The sequence below is a fragment of the Tenacibaculum sp. E3R01 genome (genome assembly GCF_003318185.1).
Taxonomy (GTDB): Bacteria; Bacteroidota; Bacteroidia; order Flavobacteriales; family Flavobacteriaceae; genus Polaribacter; species Polaribacter halocynthiae.
Window position 1 is genome coordinate 49,928 of the sequence record NZ_QOCC01000022.1, and the last position, 20,553, is coordinate 70,480.

The 20,553-nt window shown below is 30.4% G+C and carries 14 protein-coding genes; 7 read left to right on the forward strand and 7 right to left on the reverse strand.

The genetic code is table 11. The features are described 5' to 3' along the window. Nucleotides 1-164 precede the first annotated feature (164 nt). From DS884_RS11020 to DS884_RS11050, 7 genes are all read right to left on the reverse strand, one after another. Complete coding sequence (locus DS884_RS11020) at nucleotides 165-377, reverse strand: hypothetical protein (protein ID WP_093871561.1); 213 nt, start codon at nucleotides 375-377, stop codon at nucleotides 165-167. A gap of 190 nt (nucleotides 378-567) precedes the next feature. Next, nucleotides 568-2,550 carry a GTP-binding protein gene (locus DS884_RS11025; RefSeq protein ID WP_113786784.1) on the reverse strand — a complete coding sequence of 661 codons (1,983 nt, stop codon included), beginning with the start codon at nucleotides 2,548-2,550 and terminating at the stop codon, nucleotides 568-570. Between the two features lie 1,034 nt (nucleotides 2,551-3,584). Beyond that, on the reverse strand, nucleotides 3,585-4,154 hold the full coding sequence (locus tag DS884_RS11030) for a DUF6705 family protein (RefSeq protein ID WP_113786785.1): 570 nt from the start codon (nucleotides 4,152-4,154) through the stop codon (nucleotides 3,585-3,587). Between the two features lie 202 nt (nucleotides 4,155-4,356). Continuing rightward, nucleotides 4,357-4,923 (reverse strand): DUF6705 family protein, encoded by a 567-nt coding sequence (locus tag DS884_RS11035; protein ID WP_113786786.1) that lies wholly within the window; start codon nucleotides 4,921-4,923, stop codon nucleotides 4,357-4,359. Nucleotides 4,924-4,939: 16 nt separating this feature from the next. Next, complete coding sequence (locus DS884_RS11040) at nucleotides 4,940-6,493, reverse strand: hypothetical protein (protein WP_113786787.1); 1,554 nt, start codon at nucleotides 6,491-6,493, stop codon at nucleotides 4,940-4,942. A gap of 333 nt (nucleotides 6,494-6,826) precedes the next feature. Continuing rightward, complete coding sequence (locus tag DS884_RS11045) at nucleotides 6,827-7,357, reverse strand: hypothetical protein (RefSeq protein ID WP_147239399.1); 531 nt, start codon at nucleotides 7,355-7,357, stop codon at nucleotides 6,827-6,829. A 168-nt stretch (nucleotides 7,358-7,525) separates the two neighbouring features. After that, complete coding sequence (locus DS884_RS11050) at nucleotides 7,526-7,942, reverse strand: hypothetical protein (RefSeq protein ID WP_113786789.1); 417 nt, start codon at nucleotides 7,940-7,942, stop codon at nucleotides 7,526-7,528. Between the two features lie 558 nt (nucleotides 7,943-8,500). Between DS884_RS11050 and DS884_RS11055 the strand changes: the two genes are divergently transcribed. From DS884_RS11055 to DS884_RS11085, 7 genes are all read left to right on the forward strand, one after another. After that, nucleotides 8,501-9,121, forward strand: a complete 621-nt coding sequence (locus tag DS884_RS11055) for a hypothetical protein (RefSeq protein WP_113786790.1) — start codon at nucleotides 8,501-8,503, stop codon at nucleotides 9,119-9,121. A 14-nt stretch (nucleotides 9,122-9,135) separates the two neighbouring features. Next, nucleotides 9,136-10,002: a hypothetical protein gene (locus tag DS884_RS11060; protein ID WP_113786791.1), complete on the forward strand. Its 867-nt coding sequence runs from the start codon at nucleotides 9,136-9,138 to the stop codon at nucleotides 10,000-10,002. A gap of 355 nt (nucleotides 10,003-10,357) precedes the next feature. Then, on the forward strand, nucleotides 10,358-11,968 hold the full coding sequence (locus DS884_RS11065) for a class I SAM-dependent DNA methyltransferase (protein ID WP_113786792.1): 1,611 nt from the start codon (nucleotides 10,358-10,360) through the stop codon (nucleotides 11,966-11,968). Continuing rightward, nucleotides 11,965-13,209 (forward strand): restriction endonuclease subunit S, encoded by a 1,245-nt coding sequence (locus DS884_RS11070; protein ID WP_113786793.1) that lies wholly within the window; start codon nucleotides 11,965-11,967, stop codon nucleotides 13,207-13,209. Before DS884_RS11065 ends, DS884_RS11070 begins: the two co-directional genes overlap by 4 nt. Further along, nucleotides 13,209-15,290 (forward strand): McrB family protein, encoded by a 2,082-nt coding sequence (locus DS884_RS11075; protein ID WP_113786794.1) that lies wholly within the window; start codon nucleotides 13,209-13,211, stop codon nucleotides 15,288-15,290. The genes DS884_RS11070 and DS884_RS11075 overlap by 1 nt, the downstream gene beginning before the upstream one ends. Then, complete coding sequence (locus DS884_RS11080; RefSeq protein ID WP_113786795.1) at nucleotides 15,290-16,732, forward strand: McrC family protein; 1,443 nt, start codon at nucleotides 15,290-15,292, stop codon at nucleotides 16,730-16,732. The genes DS884_RS11075 and DS884_RS11080 overlap by 1 nt, the downstream gene beginning before the upstream one ends. A gap of 2 nt (nucleotides 16,733-16,734) precedes the next feature. Continuing rightward, nucleotides 16,735-19,947, forward strand: coding sequence for a type I restriction endonuclease subunit R (locus DS884_RS11085; protein ID WP_113786796.1), 3,213 nt, complete (start codon nucleotides 16,735-16,737; stop codon nucleotides 19,945-19,947). The last annotated feature ends 606 nt before the right edge of the window (nucleotides 19,948-20,553 follow it).

Below are 20,553 nucleotides of genomic sequence, written 5' to 3' on the forward strand. Positions count from 1 at the left end.
ACTACATAAAATTATTATAGTTAGTATAACAATTAATACTAGAAGTTGAACTTGATACCTAATACTAGATATTACTTTTTTCTGACTGCGTTTTACATCAAACATTCTTTTTATTTCTTCATTTTCATAGTCAATTTGATTCATTTCCCCGCTACTTTTTCACTCTATTCATCTTCATAATTTCCAAAAAAGAAATATAACAATCCTCCAACTAGTATTAATAGAAATCTAACAACCCATCCCATAGTATTTCCCCAAACATCTACCCATGCTAATAACCTTATATTGTAATTAAAAATTGAAAGCACGATAGACATAATTCCCATAGCAGCAAGAACCAATCCTCCTTTTCCTAATTTTGATTTAATGGTTTCCATAAAGTTTTATTTTTAAGTTCGGAATAAAAGTATTGGATACACATACATCAAAAAATAGAGAATCTATTTTAGAGTCTTTAGAAGAAATAAGTGATGCGTTTAAAGAAATAAACGTTCTATTAAAGTTTAAAAAAATTATAATACTATAATAGAAGCTTCCACCATGTGGATTCTAATGAATTATAACACGCTAAATTACTCTCTCATCTGCTTTATAAGCACCTCGGCGGTGTAATATCCATTGGGCTTCATCTAAAGGATTTACTCCTTTATAGTCACGAACAACACCTTCCCCTTTAGGACAGGTATCATATCCATGAAATTGTACTCTAAGGCGTGATTTACCACTCGTTATTGAATTTAATTTCCTGCTAAAATCTAAGGATGTAGCTACAGGAATTCGTCCTTTTAAATGAAACACCTCATCCATAAACTCTGGAGTATCAAAGATGGCTCTTCTAGTACTTAACTCAGAAGTTATTTTTCCTAACAAGGCTTCATTGGCTTTTATTTCAAAGCTTAATATTGGCTCTAACAAATGTGTTCCCCCACTTTTAAGCCCTTGCATGATTCCCATAGGAGTTGCTAGGTTAAAATCACCGGGTCTGGAATGTACATTATGATCTTCTCCTTTTATCAACGTAATTTTTACATCGGTTACCTCCCACCCTAAAATTCCTTGTGCCAAGGCTTTCGGAATCGTTCGTTCTATTTCATTTTGATATTTAATATGTACATCATTCTGTGAAACAATTGAATGATAACTAACTCCAGAATTTAACGGAGCAGGCTCAATTAAAAACGTCATAATAGCCCAACAAGGTTTTGGCATCCAATAACGAATATAGCCCTCTGCTTTTGTACTAATGGTTTCTTTATAGACCACTTGTGGATCCGTAAAACTGGCATTGATTGAAAAACGTTCTTTTAAAACATGCTCCAAAATTTCAACTTGCATTTGTCCCATTAACAACAATTGTAGCTCCTTCTCTGCTTTAAACCACTTAAAACTTAAAGAAGGATCTTCTCTATCTAATTGCTGTAAAGCATCTGCTAGTACGTTATAATCAGCATTGTTATCAGGAATTACCTGAACACTCAATACTGGAATATGCAACTGAGGTAATTTTGGAATTCCTTCTGAGCTTCCTAAAACATCACCCGCTTTTGTTCCTAATACACCTGTTATTACACCAATATCTCCCGATTTTAAAATAACATTATCAATGTACTTTGTGTTGTGTAACTGTTTTGTCTGATTAATTTTAGTTTCTAACTGTTGCGTATCATTGTATATGGTAGATTTAGAAGATAATTCTCCTGAAAAAACTTTTACATGTGCCATCGTACCAAAAACCTTATGATGTTCTAACTTAAACACAAATGCTGAAAGCTCTTTAGACGTGGTTATTTTAGAAGTTGGGCAATAGGCTACTATTCCATCTAAAAGTTCGGTTACCCCTATATTATTCTTAGCAATACCAGTATATACAGGAGTTATTTTAGTATCTATTGTTAACTTGTGAATACTCTTTACATACTCATCATCTTTAATTGATTCAGAATTTAAAAAACGTTCTAATAACTGCTCATCCCCCTCTAAAATATGCTCAATTGACTTTTCTTTAATTTCACTATCAACTTCACTGTTAAAAACTGGCGTTATGGTAGCATCCGTTAATCCATCATTTTCAGAGGCGTACAACACTACTGTTTTAGTTTTTAAATCACGTTCTATCTGGGTAATTGTTCCTTCTGCATCTGCACCTTGACGATCAATTTTATTAATAAAAATAAGGGTTGGTATCGCTAACTCTTGTAACGAATCCCAAATATTTAGGGTATGTGCTTGCACCCTTTCTACAGCAGAAACCACTAACACTACCGCATCAACAACACACAATGCACGCTCAACCTCACTTGAAAAATCAACGTGACCAGGCGTATCAATTAAATTAATCTTCGTGTCTTTCCATTCAAAAGAAGTGGTAGCTGCTTTTATAGAAATTCCACGCTCTTTCTCCAGTGCTAAACTATCAGTACTTGTTGACCCTTTATCCACACTCCCCAACGTTCTAATAGCACCTGAATTGTATAAAAAATGCTCGGTAAGTGTGGTTTTACCTGCATCTACATGCGCTAAGACACCTATATTGATCGTTGGTTTCTTCATTATTGAAAGTAATTTGATGTTTTTTAAAATTCCAATTGTAAAATAATAGGAATGCCGTAATAATAAGCCTTTTTTATAGATTAATACTTCTAGGTGAAAGATTTTTTATCAAACCGTCATTACGAATGAAACACAGTGGAATGAAGTAATCTCTCTATTGTTAACTCTAAACAAATCAAAAACTCTCAATAAACAGATTGCTTCTCTCGTTACCTCCTTCGCAATGACCAACCCAAATCGTCATTACGAATGAAACAAAGTGAAATGAAGTAATCTCACTAACGCTAACTCTAAACAAATTAATAAAACTCATTAAACAGATTGCTTCAGTCGTACCTCCATCGCAATGACGAACCAAACCGTCATTACGAATGAATCACAGTGAAATGAAGTAATCTCTTCATCACTAACTCTAAACAAATCAAAAACTCTCATTAAACAGATTGCTTCAGTTGTAACCTCCATCGCAATGACGAACCCAAACCGTCATTACGAATGAAACAAAGTGGAATGAAGTAATCTTTTTATTGTTAACTCTAAACAAATCACAAACACTCATTAAACAGATTGCTTCAGTCGTACCTCCATCGCAATGACCAACCAAACAGTCATTACGAATGAAACGCAGTGCAATGAAGTAATCTCATCATCGCTAACTCAAAACAAATCACAAACTCTCATTAAACAGATTGCTTCCTCCTACCTCGTCGCAATGACCAATCAAACCGTCATTACGAATGAAACAAAGTGCAATGAAGTAGTCTCTCAATCACTAACTCAAAACAAATCACAAACTCTCAATAAACAGATTGCTTCTCTCGTTACCTCCTTCGCAATGACCAAACCAAACCGTCATTACGAATGAAACGCAGTGGAATGAAGTAATCTCTTCATCACTAACTCTAAACAAATAGTAAACTCTCAATAAACAGATTGCTTCAGTCGTACCTCCATCGCAATGACCAACCCGAAACGTCAAAACTGCGCTTCTTCTATTAAAATTGAAAATTAACATCAAAAAGTTAATTGATGTTTTATTGTTTGGTAATTTGCATATCCTTTGTAGGTAACAAAGGAGGTGTTTGCCCATTAGGGCATTTGTCAAAGTTATATTCTCCATCTGAAGTTAAAGAAATAACAGCCTTGGTGTTAGTACTATTGTAAACACTCATATATAAATCTCCTCCATGCCCACAATCTGTATTTTCTACATAACTTAACACATAACCGCCCGATTTTGCTAAATAACGTCCTTCGATAATACGTATATCATAATCAGGGAAGTTTAATGTATTTTCTAAAACAAGACCATTGGCAGCTGTTATTTTATAACGGATTAATAACTTGTCAAGTTTCAATGTACTAATATTTGATTGTTTTGTTACTTTACTCACCTTAAATTCATAGTTTTTAAAATTGTAAGTTCCTTTCCAGACACCTATATACTTATCTAAAACATTATTTACATCCTTAATATAAACTCCTTCTGGAAACTCTATTTCTTTATCTTTATAATCTATTTGGTTTTCTACAGGTATTACCTGTTGCGCTTTACAGCTTATAGTTGTTATTAGTATTAATACTATTATTATATATATTTTCATCTTTTTAAATTTTAATTACAATCGTTCGTTTCTACCTTTCCGTTAGCCTTTAAGGTTTTCCTTTCAATATTGCCATTATTTTTTATTCGGTATAAATTAATACCATCTATTTTTATTAGACAAAAAAGCAAAAAAGCGCAATTCTAAAATTACGCTTCTTCTATTAAAATTGAAAATTAACACCAAAAAGTTAATTGATGTTTTATTGTTTAGTTAAAGTTATTACCTCAGTAGGTAAAATTTGTGTAGCCCATGTTGAACATTTATTACCATCTAATAGTTCTGTACTTGGGTATAAAAACAATTTTGCTTTTTTATTATTTGAATTATTTAAAACCCCTATAAAAACAGTCCCTTTTTGACCACAATCAGCTTCTTTCCCTATATAACTTAACACATAACTACCTGTTTTCTTTGCTAAATAGCGTCCTTTAATAACACCTATATCATCATCAGGTAAATTTAAAGTATTTTCTAAAACAACACCATTGGCATCTGTTATTTTATAACGAATTAATAATAAATCCTCTTTAAATTTTAAGTTAAGGTCTTCTTTTGTTACTTTCACTACTATAAACTCATAACTTTTAGTATTGTATGTTCCTTTCCAAGTACCTACATACTTGTTTAACACCCCATTTACATCTTTAATATATGCACCATCAGGTAATTCATTAGGGTATTCTTCAAAATCTTCTACAGCTATTATTTGAGCTTTACAGCTTACTACTACAGAAATAATTAGTATTAAAAATAATATTTTTTTCATCTTTTTAAATTTTAATTTATTCACAGTCGTTCGTTTCTACTTTTCCGTTAGTTTTTAAGGTTTTCTTTTCAAGATCGCCATTATTTTTTATTCGGTATAAATTAATACCGTCTATTTTTATTTTTTCTTTAAGAAAATGTAAAAAAGCTTTTTGTACATTATTTTTATATTTCTTAGTAAAATATTTTTCATAGCCTGCATCATAATCTCTAGCTTCTTTTAGGCCACTAGCATCAAAATTAACATCACCTGTAAAGGTAAGAGTATAATTACCCGTACTAGAAATTAAAGTACCATATACTAAATGGGTAGGCACACCATTAAATCTACTATATTTTACCAGTTGCAAGAATTGTAGAACATCTTTCGGTGAAAATATCCGTATAGGTTTAATTTCTTCAGTTAAACCATTAACAATTCTCCCAGTTTCAAAATCATTTAAATGGGTGTGCATATAACCTCTGGTGTTTCTGTCTGTATTAAAACTTGCAGAGTGCCCATTTGTAGTTTGAGGAAGGGCTGTATAATTACCGTCTTTGTTCTGTTTATAGCCGGTTTCTTTTTTTAATCCTGTTTTTTTCTTTAATTCATTTATTTTATTTTTATAATTAAGGTTTCCTAATTGTGTTTTTAAAATTTTACAAGGGTCTGGTACGCACTTACCAAGCGTATTTTCTGTTGTACCTTCTGGGCAGTCACAATTTTTAGTTATAGGATTGTATATTTTAACTCCTTTACATATAGGGTCGCAATTGCCAGTAGCTAGGTTTTTTACAAATCCGTCTGGGCATTTATCATCTTTATCAGGGCGTATTGGTGGTATAGATATTGAAGTATCTACTGGTATCGTACTACCTCCACCTGAAGTTCCACCGCCTCCGCCAGGACCAGCTCCTTCACTACCTCCTGAACCTTCTGATACTTCCGAGCATACTTCTACCCATTCAGATACAGAAATCCATGTGGTATATTCTGACTCCCAACAACCATCAATACTACAAGCTACTTCTCTTCGTACTGATACCTTTTTCCATTCACAACTCCTTCTGCTTGCTAAATTTATATTAGCAATGTTAAAAGGAGTAATACTTAGCTTTCCTTTAGGATTAAAAGTTTTTCCTTGACTTATTAAAACCCTATCTTTTTCTGTTATTTGATAAGTAGCTAAAAAAGCTTCATAGCTTCCTTTTTTATTTTGTGATAGTATCATGTTTTTTATCGTATACTTATCTTCATCATTTTCAATGTAAAAAGTATAGGAATGATGCTTTTTTTCTTTGTTTTCAATATAAATAACCTCTTTTAAATTCAAATTAATTACCTCGTTTCCTGTGCTGTTTTTAGCTTTATTTTTAGTGTTATTCTTTATGTTTTCTTCTAAAAAACGTACTTTTTTAACTAATTCGTTGTTGTTTTTAAATTCTTTAAAGGCTACCTTTTGTACTAAGTAATTGCTCTCTGATTTTTCTACTAATTCATCTTGTTCACAATTGTATAATAACAAGGAAAAACCAAACAGGAGTATTCCTAATTTTAAAAGGTTGGTAAATTGTTTGTGATTGTTTTTCATAGTATATCGTTTTATAACCACTCTACATCATATCGTAATTTATTGATTATCAAAACTAAAACATTAAAAACACAAAATAGTAAGTCACTGACTTACTTTTTTGTACGGTTTTAAACAAAAACAACTCAAAATACAGTTTTAGTTATGAATACAAACAAATAGATTGATTGATTGATTGATTGAAATTTAAGAAAATCGTACTCCTAAAGCTTCTATAAATAATTGTTGGCTTCATTTTAACAGATTGCTTCCTTATACCTCGTCGCAATGACTAACCAAACTAACAGATTGCTTCAGTCGAACCTCCATCGCAATGACGAACCCGAAACATTATTACTCATTCAACTCTTTAATAAAACCACTTAAACTAAACAGCTGTGCCTCTAAAGCATTTATCTCCGTTTGTAGTTGTAATTCTCTAAAACGTGAATTCTCTTTTAATTGTATATCTAAATGTTTCTTACGTAAATGAATCCATTTTACATCACTATCTGCTAAATCATTTTTTTGCAATAGTACCGAACAGGCATGTAAACCCCGTAACCAGTTCGCTCTCTTTTTTTGTAACAACTGTAAAACAGCTTGTTTTTTACGTACTTTTTTTTCAACTTTTTTTAATGTTTGTTCCAATTTAGGTAATGCTATCTGTTCTTCACTTTTCAAAAAAACTCTTACATATGGTAATGCTGTTAACGGTTTTTGTAAAGTAAGTGCTTTATGTAAAAGTCTCAACTTATTAAACAATATTGTATTATATGCTCTTCGTTTTGACGATAATGATTTTAACATATCATACGAAACGCCACAATAATTTGCCAATGAAATATTCGTAATATAAAAGCACGCTCTAATTACAACTAACATAATTCTACCTCTAAATTCTTATTCTTTTTTTAAACACATACTGTACACTTATTTTTTATTTTTTTTTATGAGTGTACAACACAGTACACTCCTTTTTATTTAAAAATTATTGGTGTACTAAAATTCCATAAAAAAAGCCCACTAATTTATAGTAGGCTTTCCTTTTTTTTAAGCAGCGAGTGTTGCTTTGTATGTTTCAATTTTTGTAACAGCTTCTGTTAGTATCGCTACTTGAGCTTCTAATTGCTGATGATCTATTTGATCTTCCAAAACATTTACCGAACTATAGTTGGCATTCCTATTTTCTAACGATTTCAATTTTGTTTCTTCTCGTTCAATCTTTAATTCTAAATTTCGCTTTTCTTTAGCATCGGTAATTACTGCTAAGGCAGACTCAAAACCTGAGATTATCGCTTTTACACTTATAATACCTTCTTTAACAGCTGTTGTTCTTACAGTTTTATCATCTAATGACTCTCCAAGATTTCGTAATCTTCTTTCTAAAAGTGTTTTTTCTACTAATGTAATCTCAATAGCAGCATCACATTCTGTTTTCGTGGTTAATAATTTTAAATTCAATTCCATAATATATTAATTTTAAATGGTTACAATTTTTTTTAAGAGAAAATTCTTTTTTCTATTAATCGTATTATCTTCAACCTTATTGCTTGATTAACTTTTTGTTAGGTGTTTTTTAAGAAAAAACAATTGAATTTTAACTTTTATACACCTCATTACAAATAAAATACAATGAAATGAACTAATTTCTTTATTGCTAACTCCAAACAAACAGATTGCTTCAGTCGTAACCTCCATCGCAATGACAAACCAAACCGTCATTACGAATGAAACAAAGTGGAATGAAGTAATCTCATCATCGCTAACTCAAAACAAATCACAAACTCTCAATAAACAGATTGCTTCAGTCGTAACCTCCATCGCAATGACAACACAACTAACAAAATACTAAAAACTAACTTTTTTCTATTTCACATATAAATAGAGAATGTTATAAACAAAACCACATTCAAACTCAATTAAATTACACCCAAAACTTTTTTACAGCTTCTTATGGCTTTCCGTAATACCAATCAAATACTCTTTATTATTTTTATGAGTAATAAAAAATGAACTTTCAAAAAAATGAAAAAAATCACTTTCACCCTTTTAATTACCCTTGTAAGTCTAAACAAAATACATTCTCAAAATACTACTGAGATACTTATCTCAACAGGGCTAGCCGTACTTAGTTTTGTTGCATTTAATTCAGATAAAAAAGCAATAGCTAAAGAAATTAGTCAATTTAGATCTAAAGAATATATTATCGATTGTATAATCGGACCTTCAAACTCTAAAGAAATTCGATTCGAAACAGAAAGTTTAGCTTCTGATGATAGTGCTGGTTTAATTTCAGTAGCTTTTAATTGTAATGTAGTAGAAAAAAAAGGGCTTTTATTAGCTTTCTTTGGTAATAATCGGGATACTAATGGTACTATAAGTAAAGCTTACGATTTTAGATATATTCCACTTTTAGAAACTCAAAAATTATTAAAACGAATTGATGACGTTAAAGGCAAACATAAAAAATACATGAAAAGTGAAAACGATGTAAATAATGTATACATAGAGCATGAAAATATTAAATTTATTTTATACAGAGATGGAGGTGATAAAATTCGTGTTCTTTGGAATGGATTTGAAGTTATATGGGAACGAACTGCTTTTGATAGAACTAAAAGACGTTTAGATAAATGGTTTAAATAAATAATAGAATTTTCATGTTAAAAAACACACTCTCAATTCTTCTTTTTTTTAACTTCATTATACTAAATGCTCAAGTAAGCAAAGTTAAAGAAGAAGTAAAAAATGCATATGAATACTATCAAGATGCTTTTTCCAAAATAAAAAATGCAAAAACATATATATCTAATGCTTTTAACGAAAGCTCCGTTAATGATATTCAATCTTATGCAAGTTATGCTGAAGATGAATTAAATTTAGCCAAAAACTATATTAGTTATGCTGAAGATGAAGCAGATGATGCTGAAGACGAAGCCGCTTCTTTAAACTGTGATGATGCTAAAGAAAATGCTAGTGATGCTGAAGATTATTTTTATGAAGCAAAAAACAAACTAAACTCCGCTATAAGTGAACTATCAAGTGCTAGTTATGAAGATGACATAGACTATATTTCTGATTACTTAAATAATGCTTCCAGCTACATAAATAATGCTATTAACTCTTTAAATTATGCAGTTGATGAATTAAATAATACCTTAAAAAACATTAATAACTGTGGTGTGCCAAATGATTCTAATTATTATAGTAAAAGTGACGATAAACCTAGCTGTCAAAATTTATTAAATTACATTCTACAAAAAGGATACCACAAAGGTACTTTAAGTAATTACAATTTAGATTCTGAGTGGCTTTATGAAGTAAAATCGTACTCCTTAGATAGTAAAATTTATATCATTGCTAAAATCAAAAAAAACGAATATAGCTACCAAACAAATACTTATATATTCTGTGATATTCCTTCTTCAAACTGGTATAACTTTAAAAACGGAAGCTATGGGGATTCAGAATCATATGGTAATAGATTTCATAAATATATAATAAAACACAAATGTGATTGTTACTAACCTATTTTTTATATAATTATGAAAATTCATAATTATATATGCATTGATTTTATTACTTTAGAGCTCAAAAAAATTGTTTCTATTTTAGGCATAAATATAATTTACTTTACACATAAATAATAATAAAATGATTATTCAAAACTACAAGAACCAATTCGAAAAAATTGAAGGAGCAGCAGATAATATTGAAAAAAATATACTTGAATAAAAAAATTACGAACTAGAAGAATAACTTTCTTCTGACTCGGACCATTTTCTAAAAGAATTGGATAGTCTTGAGTTTATTGCCTTTGAAAAGCTTAAGAATTTAAAAAACAAATACCTAGCACATAGTTATAAAGTATAAAATACAGTAATGAACCAAACCACTATAAAGCAATTAGAAACCGAACTTTGGGATGCAGCAGATGATCTAAGAGCAAACTCTAAACTAACAGCAGCAGAATATAAAGATCCTTTACTAGGATTAGTACTACTACGTTTTGCTCAAAATCGTTTTGAAGACGCTAAAATTGAAGTAGAAAAAAAACTACCAATAAACCCAAGAACAGGAAAAAAACGTGAAGCCAATAAAGGCGATTATGCTGGTGCAGGAGCCATGTTTATTGCAGAAAAAGCTAAGTACGATTACTTAGCCAGTTTGCCAGAAGGCGAAAACATAGCAGAAGCCATTAATAATGCCATGAAGCTTATTGAAGCTGAATATCCAGATTTAGAAGGTATTCTACCAAAAAGCTATCAAGAGTTTGATGATAAACTGTTACGTGATTTGGTACGTGTTTTTAATAAAGATGCTGTAAAAAATGCAACAGGAGATGTGTTTGGTCGCATTTACGAGTTTTTCCTAATGAAATTCTCTATGCAAGGAGCAGGCGCACAAGAAGGTGGCGAATTTTTTACCCCGCCCTCTTTAGTAAACCTAATTGTAAATTTTATACAACCCAATCATGGTATTGTACACGACCCTGCCTGTGGTTCTGGTGGTATGTTTGTACAAACTGCTCATTTTATAGAAGACCAAGAACATAAAAATGTAAACGAAGCCATAACCGTATATGGAACAGAGTTAAAAAGCAACAATACACGTTTAGCAAAAATGAATCTTGCCATTCATGGTATAGAAGGTAAAATTATAGAAGCCAATAGTTTTTACAATAATCCACACCATTTAACTGGTAAGTGCGATTTTGTAATGGCAAATCCACCATTTAATGTCGATAAAATTGATGCGAAAAATAAGTTTCTAGCAGATGATGATCGTTTGCCATTTGGAGCACCATTAACAGGAAAAGGCACCATAAGCAATGGTAACTATTTATGGATGCAGTATTTCCATTCTTATTTAAATGAAACAGGACGCGCAGGATTCGTCATGGCAAGTTCTGCCACAGATGCTGGTAATGCCGAAAAACTAATACGCCAAAAACTGATTGAAACAGGCGATATAGAATGTATCGTAGCCATAAGCAACAACTTTTTCTATACACGTAGTTTGCCATGTCACGTTTGGTTTTTTAACAAAGGAAAAACCAAAGCAAATAAAGACAAAGTGTTAATGATAGATGCACGTAATGTGTACAGAAAAGTTAGCACCACCATTAACGATTTTAATGACGACCAACTAGAAGGCTTAACTGCTATTATGAATTCATTCAGAAGTAACGAACCATCATTCCAACCGTCATTGCGAGGTACGAAGCAATCTCTCGAAAATAACGAATGGCTAAAAACCCACTTCCCAGAAAACAACTACCAAGACGTAGAAGGCTTATGTAAAATAGCCACACTAGAAGAAATAAAAGAACAAGACTACAGCTTAACACCAGGACGCTACGTTGGTGTTAAGATTGATATTGATATGGATTTTGATTACAAAACACGTATGACAGAAATACATACCGAATTAGCACAACTAAATACCGAAGCCAATAGTTTAATGGAGCAAATACAATCGGTAAAGTTATGATGGAAGGTTGGAAACGAGTTAAAATCGGAGATTTAGGTAAAATCGTTACAGGAAATACACCACCAAAAAAAGATCCTACTAATTATGGAAGTGATTATCCTTTTATCAAACCAACAGATATGGATATTGATAGAAGATATGTAACTTCTTGGGATGAGAACTATTCAGAAAAAGCATTTAAGAGGTATAAAAATTCATATATACCACCAAAAGCTACAGGTGTTGTAACTATTGGTACAGTTGGTGAAAAAATATTTCAAGCTGATAGATGGTGTTTTACAAATCAATCAGTAAATGTTGTAATCGCAAATGAGGATTACAATGAAAACTTTATTTATTATGCTCTCAAAGTTAATTTGCCTAAAGTTTTAGGCGCTAATCCAGGAACAGCATCAGGAAGGCATCATGTAAGTAAATCAAATTTTTGTGCAATTAAAATTGATGTTCCAAAATCCAAAGAAACCCAACGCAAAATAGCATCTATTTTATCTGCTTATGATGATTTAATAGAAAACAACCTAAAACGCATAAAGTTATTAGAAGAACAAGTACAACAAACCTATGAAGAGTGGTTTGTACGCTTTAAATTCCCTGGTTATGAAGATGTGGCGCTCGATGAGGAAAGTGGGTTGCCTGTTGGTTGGGAGAAAGTAAAGTTGGATGAGCTTGTTAAACTGCAACAAGGCTTTGCTCTAAACAAAAAGAGTAATCACCATATTTCAGAAATGAAAACTAATTATCCTTTATTAAAAATAGGCGATTTATTAAAAGGGACAGTGTCTTTATGGGTAAAAGAAACTATTCCGAAACAATTTTTAGTAGAAAAAAATGAAATCATATATAGTCGAACTGGTCAAGTCGGACTAGCGTTTATAGGTAGAAAAGGAGTTATTTATAACAATTGTTTCAGAGTAACTGCCAATGAAAAGCTAGATAGTATGATGTTATACTATTTTTTAACTTCTGATTCAATAATTGAAAAGGCTAAATCTCTAGCAACTGGTTCGGCACAACCAGACCTCAATCACGGAGCGTTTAAAAGCATCGAGATTAATTTACCATTAAAAGAAATACAAAATAACTTTTCAACAATTGCACATCAAAATCAACAGTTGAAAGAAAATCTTCAAAACCAAAACCAACGCTTAAAAGAAGCGCGCGATATTTTGTTGCCACGGTTGATGAGTGGTTTGGTGGATGTGGATAGTTTGGAGGTAAAAGCATTAAAACAAACCGTATAATGGCAAATAAAAACTACTACATATTTGCAAACAAACCAAAAGGAGAATACGATAACTCTATTTGGGATACTAATAATATTTTAGTTACAAAAAAATATTATATAGACAGCACTTTGGGTTTAGTAGATAAACCAAAGGTTGGAGATGTTATTATTTTTAAAGAATTTGTTACAAAGATATATTGGGGAGAAGCTATAATAAGCAGTATAAATAAAGTAAGTACAGGAAAAGATTCTAGCGCAATATGTTATGATATTATAGAGGTTAAAAAATGGCTTTATAATGTTGATACAGATGGTTTGTACGAATATCTATCTAAGAAAGACACTAGAAATAGAATAGTTGCTATTATTAAAAAAGATTATGATATAATCAAACAAGAAATGGAAGACAAAAATGTGTTAAGTATAAAAAGACAGGAAGAACTTGTTAATCTTTGGAATAGCTACAAATCGATACAAAAAGAAGATTTAGACCAAATTGATAAAGAGTATCAAAATATAACTACAGATTTTAATTTTTATAAAAATAAAATTGATAATAGTAGTTTTAGTCTAGATGACTATACTAATGTTTTATATAAAACAGATGGTAAACAAGGTGGTTATTTGTGTAACTTTTTAGAGCGTACAACAAGACGTGTTTTTGGCTCATCTAAACCAGGTAATGCAACCAATTTTGAAGTAAAATTAAATAAAGATGGACATACCTATACTATTAAACAACATTTACAGAGAGGAGAAAAGGAAGGTAATGTAGATAAAGATATAGCTTCAACTTTTTTTAATGATACTATAAAAGACATTTTCAGTACTATTGTTAGCAATGATAATGTAGAAAGTAAAATAGAATTTATAGAAACTCTTGGGCATTATTCTGCAAGACAAGTATTACGAAAATTACTAGTTATTGCACATCCTTTTAACTTTATAAACATTTATTCAGACGATGTTATAAATGAATTGTATGAAGAGTTTATTGGAGGAAACCACAACTCTAACCTAGAAAAAAACGAGGCTCTTACAAATCTTTTTGTAAAGTTATTTTCATTAGATAATACGACGTTTATAGACCGTTTTTTATTATCAAGATTTCTTTGGAATTACGCAAATACAAAAGGCATTGCAGATGAAAACTCCCCAAATGTTATATTGTATGGCCCACCTGGAACAGGTAAAACATATCAGGTAACTAATAGTTTAGATTTTGTATGTCAAGCGGATAAAACCAGATACGAAATGTTACAATTCCATCCATCCTTTACTTACGAAGATTTTATTGAAGGTATTAAGCCAAAAGGTGTAAAAGATGGTAATATTCAATTTGAATTAGTTGATGGTGTTTTTAAACTCTTTTGTAAAAGGGCTAAACAAGAATGTTTAGATGCAATAAGAGAAAATAGAGACGTTAAACCATACTATTTTGTGGTTGATGAAATAAACAGAGCTAATTTATCATCTGTATTTGGAGAAACTTTGTCTAGGTTAGAAAAGGATTATAGACATGATGTGGTAAATAATGATACTTCAAATTTAATTAAAACTCAATATTCATCATTAATAGAGCAATTACCTGAAGATAAAAAAAATGAATTAGCCTATGAACTTATAGATGGACAAGCTTATTTTGGTGTTCCAACTAATGTTTATTTTATTGGTATGATGAATGATGTAGATAAAAGTATAGACACTTTTGATTTAGCTTTAAGAAGACGTTTTAAATGGATTAGAAAAGATTGTGATTATAATGTAATTTTAGATGAAACTAAACGTAAAAAAGGAGATGACTTCTTAAATATTGAAGAGTATGTAACGGCTTCTGAAAAACTTAATGTTTATATCTCTCAAAGTTTAGGATTAGGGAAATCGTATGAATTTGGTCATTCTTTTTTTATGAAAATGAAAGATTTAGCAAAGCGACCATCTATTTCAGAAAACAACATTAAACAGTTATTTAACTTATACCTAAAGCCAACTTTAAAAGAATATTTAAGAGCTTTATATCCTGAAAGCGAATTAGATGCTAAATTAGATATAGCATTAAACACTTTTAAAGAACCATTTTCAAAAAAACAAAAATAATGGAGTTAGGTGTTCCAAATAATCATAATTATTATGAAGAAGATTCATTAAGTGAAGCATACTTAATGGAACAAACTGGAATACGTTCAAAAAGGAAATCAAGAGATTTAATTAATAATTTATTTTCTTCGGTTTTTGAGTTAAAAACGGGCAACTCAAAACTTAAAAAAGTACAAATTATTGGGTTTAAAAACCAAAAGAGCAAAGAAGAGGATAATTTAATTCTAAAACTTTATACCAAAGAAAATTCTGAAAATCAAAAAGAGTATTTTATACAGTCTGGCTTATTCTCTGGCGTAGTTTATCACAAAGGTTGCAAATTTAATATTACAACTAGACATGGAGATGTTTTTCTTCGCAGAATGCTAAATTTTGTAAATGATATTTATGTAGACACAGAAAAATCAAAAGCCTCTAAAAAAGAAGAACATAATGAGTTTCAATATATAATTGCATATCTATTTATACAATCGTTAGAAAAGGCTTCTGTTTTAGGTTTGCCTAAAGAATACCAAAGTGTAATACAACGTAGCCACAAAGTAAGAGGTAAGATAGATTTAAATGCTTATTTAAAAAGAGATATTCCTTTTAGAGGAAAACTAACTACAACATACAGAGAACAAACTTATATTCAAGAAATTTGTGATGTCTTGTATTTAGCTTTAAAAAAGCTAGAAATAAAATTTGGCAAGGATATTAATAACAAGTTATTCAGCATTAATCAATTACTAAAACAAAATTATTCTGGTCAATATCCAAATATTGAAACGTTACAGAAAGCAAAAAATCATAGAATACTTCATAATCCTTTATATGCATCATTTAAAAAAGTTATTGAGTATGCAGAGATTATATTATTAGATAATGATTTAAGTCCTAAAGATAATACGCTTGAAACTACTGGTTATTTATTTGATATTTCACAATTATTTGAAGTGTATTTAGAAAAACTTTTAAGTCGTCATTTTAAAGATTGGTATGTAACAGGACAAGAGGAATTGAAATTATATAAAGGTTTATTTTACAATCGTAAAATGTTTCCAGATTTGGTTTTAAAACATAAATATTCTAATAAGGTAATTGTTTTTGATGCTAAATTTAAAACGATGCAGTTAGAAACTAAACAAAGTAAATATTCAGATTTAGATAGAAGTGATTTTTATCAAATCCATACTTATATACAATATTATCAATCAGATGTAATTATTGGAGGTTTATTATATCCATTATCCAAACCTTTAATTAAGAACAAAGCATACTCAAATAGCTTATTTGGAAAAGAAGATTCAAATACAGCTAAGTTTATTGTAGATGGTGTTTTTGTAAATGAGAATATGAATATGGAAGATTTATTAAATTCAGAAAATGAATTCTTAGACAGAATTGAAAATCTAATAGATGTAAGTCTTAATACAAAACAAAAATATTTAGAAGTAATATAACTATGAGCTACGAATATTCAGAAGATGCTTTAATAGAACAAGCTACACAAGATGTTTTAGAAGAATTAGGTTGGTCTGTAGTTTCTGCATGGCATAACGAGTCTTTTGGAGCAGATGGTTTATTAGGTAGAGAAGATAAAAGCGAAGTGGTGCTAACGCGCTATTTATTAGAAGCGCTTAAAAAATTAAATCCAAACCATCCAGAGTTAGCATATCAGCAAGCTATAGATAAAATAACCCAAAACGTAGCAGACCAAACTTTAGGTTCTATAAATAAAGAAAAAAGCAATTTACTTAAAAATGGTGTTCCTGTAAGTTATACCAATGATAAAGGAGAATTGATTAAAACCAAACTTAAAATTTTTGATTTTAATAATTATAAAGACAATCATTTTTTAGCCGTACGACAATTAGAAGTTTTAGGAGAATTGTATTTAAGACGTCCAGACGTTATTGGTTTTGTAAATGGTATTCCGTTAGTCTTTTTTGAATTAAAAGCACATCATCAAGATTTACGTCATGCATTTAATGATAACCTAAAAGATTATAAAGATGCTATTCCGCAAGTATTTCATAATAACGGATTTATTATTTTAAGTAATGGATTAGATGCCAAAGTAGGTACGATAACTAGTAAATATAAATACTTTTTAGACTGGAAACGTATAGAAGAAGACGAAGAAGGCGAAGTAAGTTTAGATACTATGTTACGTGGTACGTGCGACAAGCATCGTTTAATGGATATTTTTGAAAACTATTTATTATTTGATGATTCGCAAGGAGATGTTGTAAAGTTAATGGCAAAAAATCACCAATATATTGGTGTAAATAAAGTCATAGAAAATGTAAATAATATAGAAGATTTAGAAGGGAAATTGGGTGTGTTTTGGCATACACAAGGTTCTGGAAAATCATATTCAATGGTGTTTTTATGTGAAAAGATTCACAGAAAATTAGGAGGCTCCTATACCTTTTTAATAGCTGTAGATAGAACGGAATTAGAAAACCAATTATATGATACGTTTTCTGGTGTTGGCGCAGTCAACGATAAAAACTGTATTGCAGGGAAAAAGAAAGGGATGACAGGTCGTGAACATTTACGGGAATTGTTATCTGAAAATCATCGCTATGTATTTTCATTGATTCATAAGTTTTCTATAGATCCAAAATTAGAAACCGAATATCCATTAATTACAGATCGTAAAAATGTGATTGTTATTAGTGATGAAGCACACAGGACACAATCTGGAACGTATGCTAGAAATATGCGTTTTCATGGCTTACCAAATGCATCGTACCTAGGTTTTACTGGAACTCCAATTATAAAAGAAGAAGAAGAGTTAACTAAAAACATCTTTGGTGAGTATGTATCTGTCTATGATTTTAAACGTGCAATTGAAGATGAAGCAACCTTACCATTACGCTATTTAAATCGTGGAGAAAAATTAGATATTACTAATCCTGAATTAGATGAGCAAATGGCTGCCGTTTTTGAAAATGAAGATTTAGACGACGATCAAAAGAAAAAGCTAGAATATTTATTTAGTAGAAATTATCCAATTCTTACAGCGCAACCTCGCTTAGAAGCTATTGCTAGAGATTTAGTGTGGCATTTTAACGAAAGAGGTTATCAAGGTAAAGCCATGTATGTAGCTTTAGATAAACCTACAGCAGTAAGAATGTACGAGTTAATTCAAGGCTATTGGCCAGAATACTTAAAAGAATTAGAAGAACGCATTAAAAATGCAGAAGACCAACAAGAAGAGCAAGAACTAAAACGTAAATACAGCAAGGTTAAAGAAACCGAAGTTTGTGTCGTTGTTAGTAGCGAGCAAAATGAAGTAGATAAATTCAAAAAAATGGATTTAGATATAGAAGTGCATCGTAGAAAAATGGTAGAGCGTAATCTTGAAAAAGAGTTTAAAGATGAAGAGAATCCATTTCGATTAGCTATTGTTTGTGCCATGTGGATTACTGGTTTTGATGCACCTTGTGTATCTACAGTATATTTAGATAAACCTATAAAAGGACATACGTTGATGCAAACTATTGCAAGAGCAAATCGTGTGTATGATGATGAAAAAGAAAATGGTTTAATTGTAGATTATGGTAATGTATATAAACAATTAGAACATGCGTATTCTGTTTATGGCGAAGGCGGTAAATCTGGAGAAAAAGGAAAACCATCAGGAAGTCCTGTAGAGCCATTAGAAGATGTAGAAATAGAATTAAAACAAGCTATTAAAGATGTAAAAGCGTATTTAAAAGATCTTGACTTTAAACTTCAAGACTTAAAAGATGCAAAACCAATGTCTAAAATTGCTAAAATTAAGGATGCTACAGATTGTATTTGCTTAAACGAAACAACTCGAACTACTTTTGAAATGATGGCTCGTAATGTATTTCGAAAATACAAATCTTTATTTCCTAATGATAAACTAAAGAAACACGTTACTGATTTTAATGCAATTGAGGCTATTTATACAGCTTTAAACCAGAATGTAAAATCGGCAGATGTTACGCAAATTATTATGAAACTTCAATCTATAGTAAGCGATAGTGTAGTTGTTCAAAATAATGAATTAAATGAGGATGAAGAAGAAGTTTATGTAGATTTATCATCACTTGATTTTGATAAATTAAAAGCTGCCTTTGCAAAAACACCTCGTAAAAACACATTAGTATTTAACTTACAAGAAGCTATTGAGCAACAATTAGCTCAAATGATAAAAGAAAACCCGTTGCGTATTAAATTTTATTTACGTTACAAAGAGATTATTGAAGAGTATAACAAAGGAAAAAGCTTAGAAGACACTATTAAAACATTTGACAATTTAAGTAGTTTTATAAAAGACTTATCTTTTGAAGAACAAAGAGCTGTTCGTGAAAACTTACCAAATCAAGAAACGCTAGCTATTTTCGATTTATTAAAAGAAGGAAAAGAATTAACGACTAAAGAACTCAAAGAAGTTAAAAAAGTAGCATCTAAAACCTTAGATATTTTAAAAACTGAAAAGCTTAAAATTGAAAACTGGAGGGAAAGCAGACAAATTAAAGCGCAAGTAAAAAGTACTATCTATGATAATTTACTGTATTTGCCTCAAGATTTTTATTCTGATGAAGAAGTTGGAATTAAAACTGCAAATGTATATCAGCATATTTACACTAATTATTATGGAAATAATAAGAGTGTATATACTCAAAAAGTAAGTTAAAATCTATTTTATACCAATTTCAAAAGGTTTGTTACAATGAGATAGTTTTAAGCTACTATCATTCTCTTTTTAATATGGTTCATTTTTACTATAATGCTTTAGTTAATTTTATCAAAAAAAAAGAGAAAAACTCACTAACAACCTAATTTAAAAAACTTATACACATAAAAAAACAACATAAGGCACATAAATGAAATAAGTAAATTAGCAAAAACTTATTGGATGGAAATACCCGAGTACTTTACCTTTGTTACTTTAGGCAACTTTGTAATTATGCCCTATCATGTGCATGGTATCTTGATAATAGATAAGCCTGCCAGTGATGATAAGGTAAAGACTAGATTAGTAAAGACGCGATTAATCGCTTACTCTAAACAAATTAAAAACACACAACAAACAGATTGCTTCCTCTTACCTCGTCGCAATGACCAATCAAACCGTCATTACGAATCAAACAAAGTGGAATGAAGTAATCTCTCTATTGTTAACTCTAAACTTTTATTACATGCACTCAATAAACAGATTGCTTCCTCCTACCTCATTACAATGACCAACCCAAACCGTCATTACGAATCAAACAAAGTGGAATGAAGTAATCTTTTTATT

Excerpts from the sequence above, each read along its gene's own strand:
- DS884_RS11040 (WP_113786787.1), bottom strand. The coding sequence starts at position 6,493 with ATGAAAAACAATCACAAACAATTTACCAACCTTTTAAAATTAGGAATA.
- DS884_RS11045 (WP_147239399.1), bottom strand. The coding sequence starts at position 7,357 with ATGTTAGTTGTAATTAGAGCGTGCTTTTATATTACGAATATTTCATTG.
- DS884_RS11065 (WP_113786792.1), top strand. The coding sequence starts at position 10,358 with ATGAACCAAACCACTATAAAGCAATTAGAAACCGAACTTTGGGATGCA.
- DS884_RS11035 (WP_113786786.1), bottom strand. The coding sequence starts at position 4,923 with ATGAAAAAAATATTATTTTTAATACTAATTATTTCTGTAGTAGTAAGC.
- DS884_RS11020 (WP_093871561.1), bottom strand. The coding sequence starts at position 377 with ATGGAAACCATTAAATCAAAATTAGGAAAAGGAGGATTGGTTCTTGCT.
- DS884_RS11060 (WP_113786791.1), top strand. The coding sequence starts at position 9,136 with ATGTTAAAAAACACACTCTCAATTCTTCTTTTTTTTAACTTCATTATA.
- DS884_RS11025 (WP_113786784.1), bottom strand. The coding sequence starts at position 2,550 with ATGAAGAAACCAACGATCAATATAGGTGTCTTAGCGCATGTAGATGCA.
- DS884_RS11050 (WP_113786789.1), bottom strand. The coding sequence starts at position 7,942 with ATGGAATTGAATTTAAAATTATTAACCACGAAAACAGAATGTGATGCT.
- DS884_RS11080 (WP_113786795.1), top strand. The coding sequence starts at position 15,290 with ATGGAGTTAGGTGTTCCAAATAATCATAATTATTATGAAGAAGATTCA.
- DS884_RS11055 (WP_113786790.1), top strand. The coding sequence starts at position 8,501 with ATGAAAAAAATCACTTTCACCCTTTTAATTACCCTTGTAAGTCTAAAC.
- DS884_RS11085 (WP_113786796.1), top strand. The coding sequence starts at position 16,735 with ATGAGCTACGAATATTCAGAAGATGCTTTAATAGAACAAGCTACACAA.
- DS884_RS11075 (WP_113786794.1), top strand. The coding sequence starts at position 13,209 with ATGGCAAATAAAAACTACTACATATTTGCAAACAAACCAAAAGGAGAA.
- DS884_RS11070 (WP_113786793.1), top strand. The coding sequence starts at position 11,965 with ATGATGGAAGGTTGGAAACGAGTTAAAATCGGAGATTTAGGTAAAATC.
- DS884_RS11030 (WP_113786785.1), bottom strand. The coding sequence starts at position 4,154 with ATGAAAATATATATAATAATAGTATTAATACTAATAACAACTATAAGC.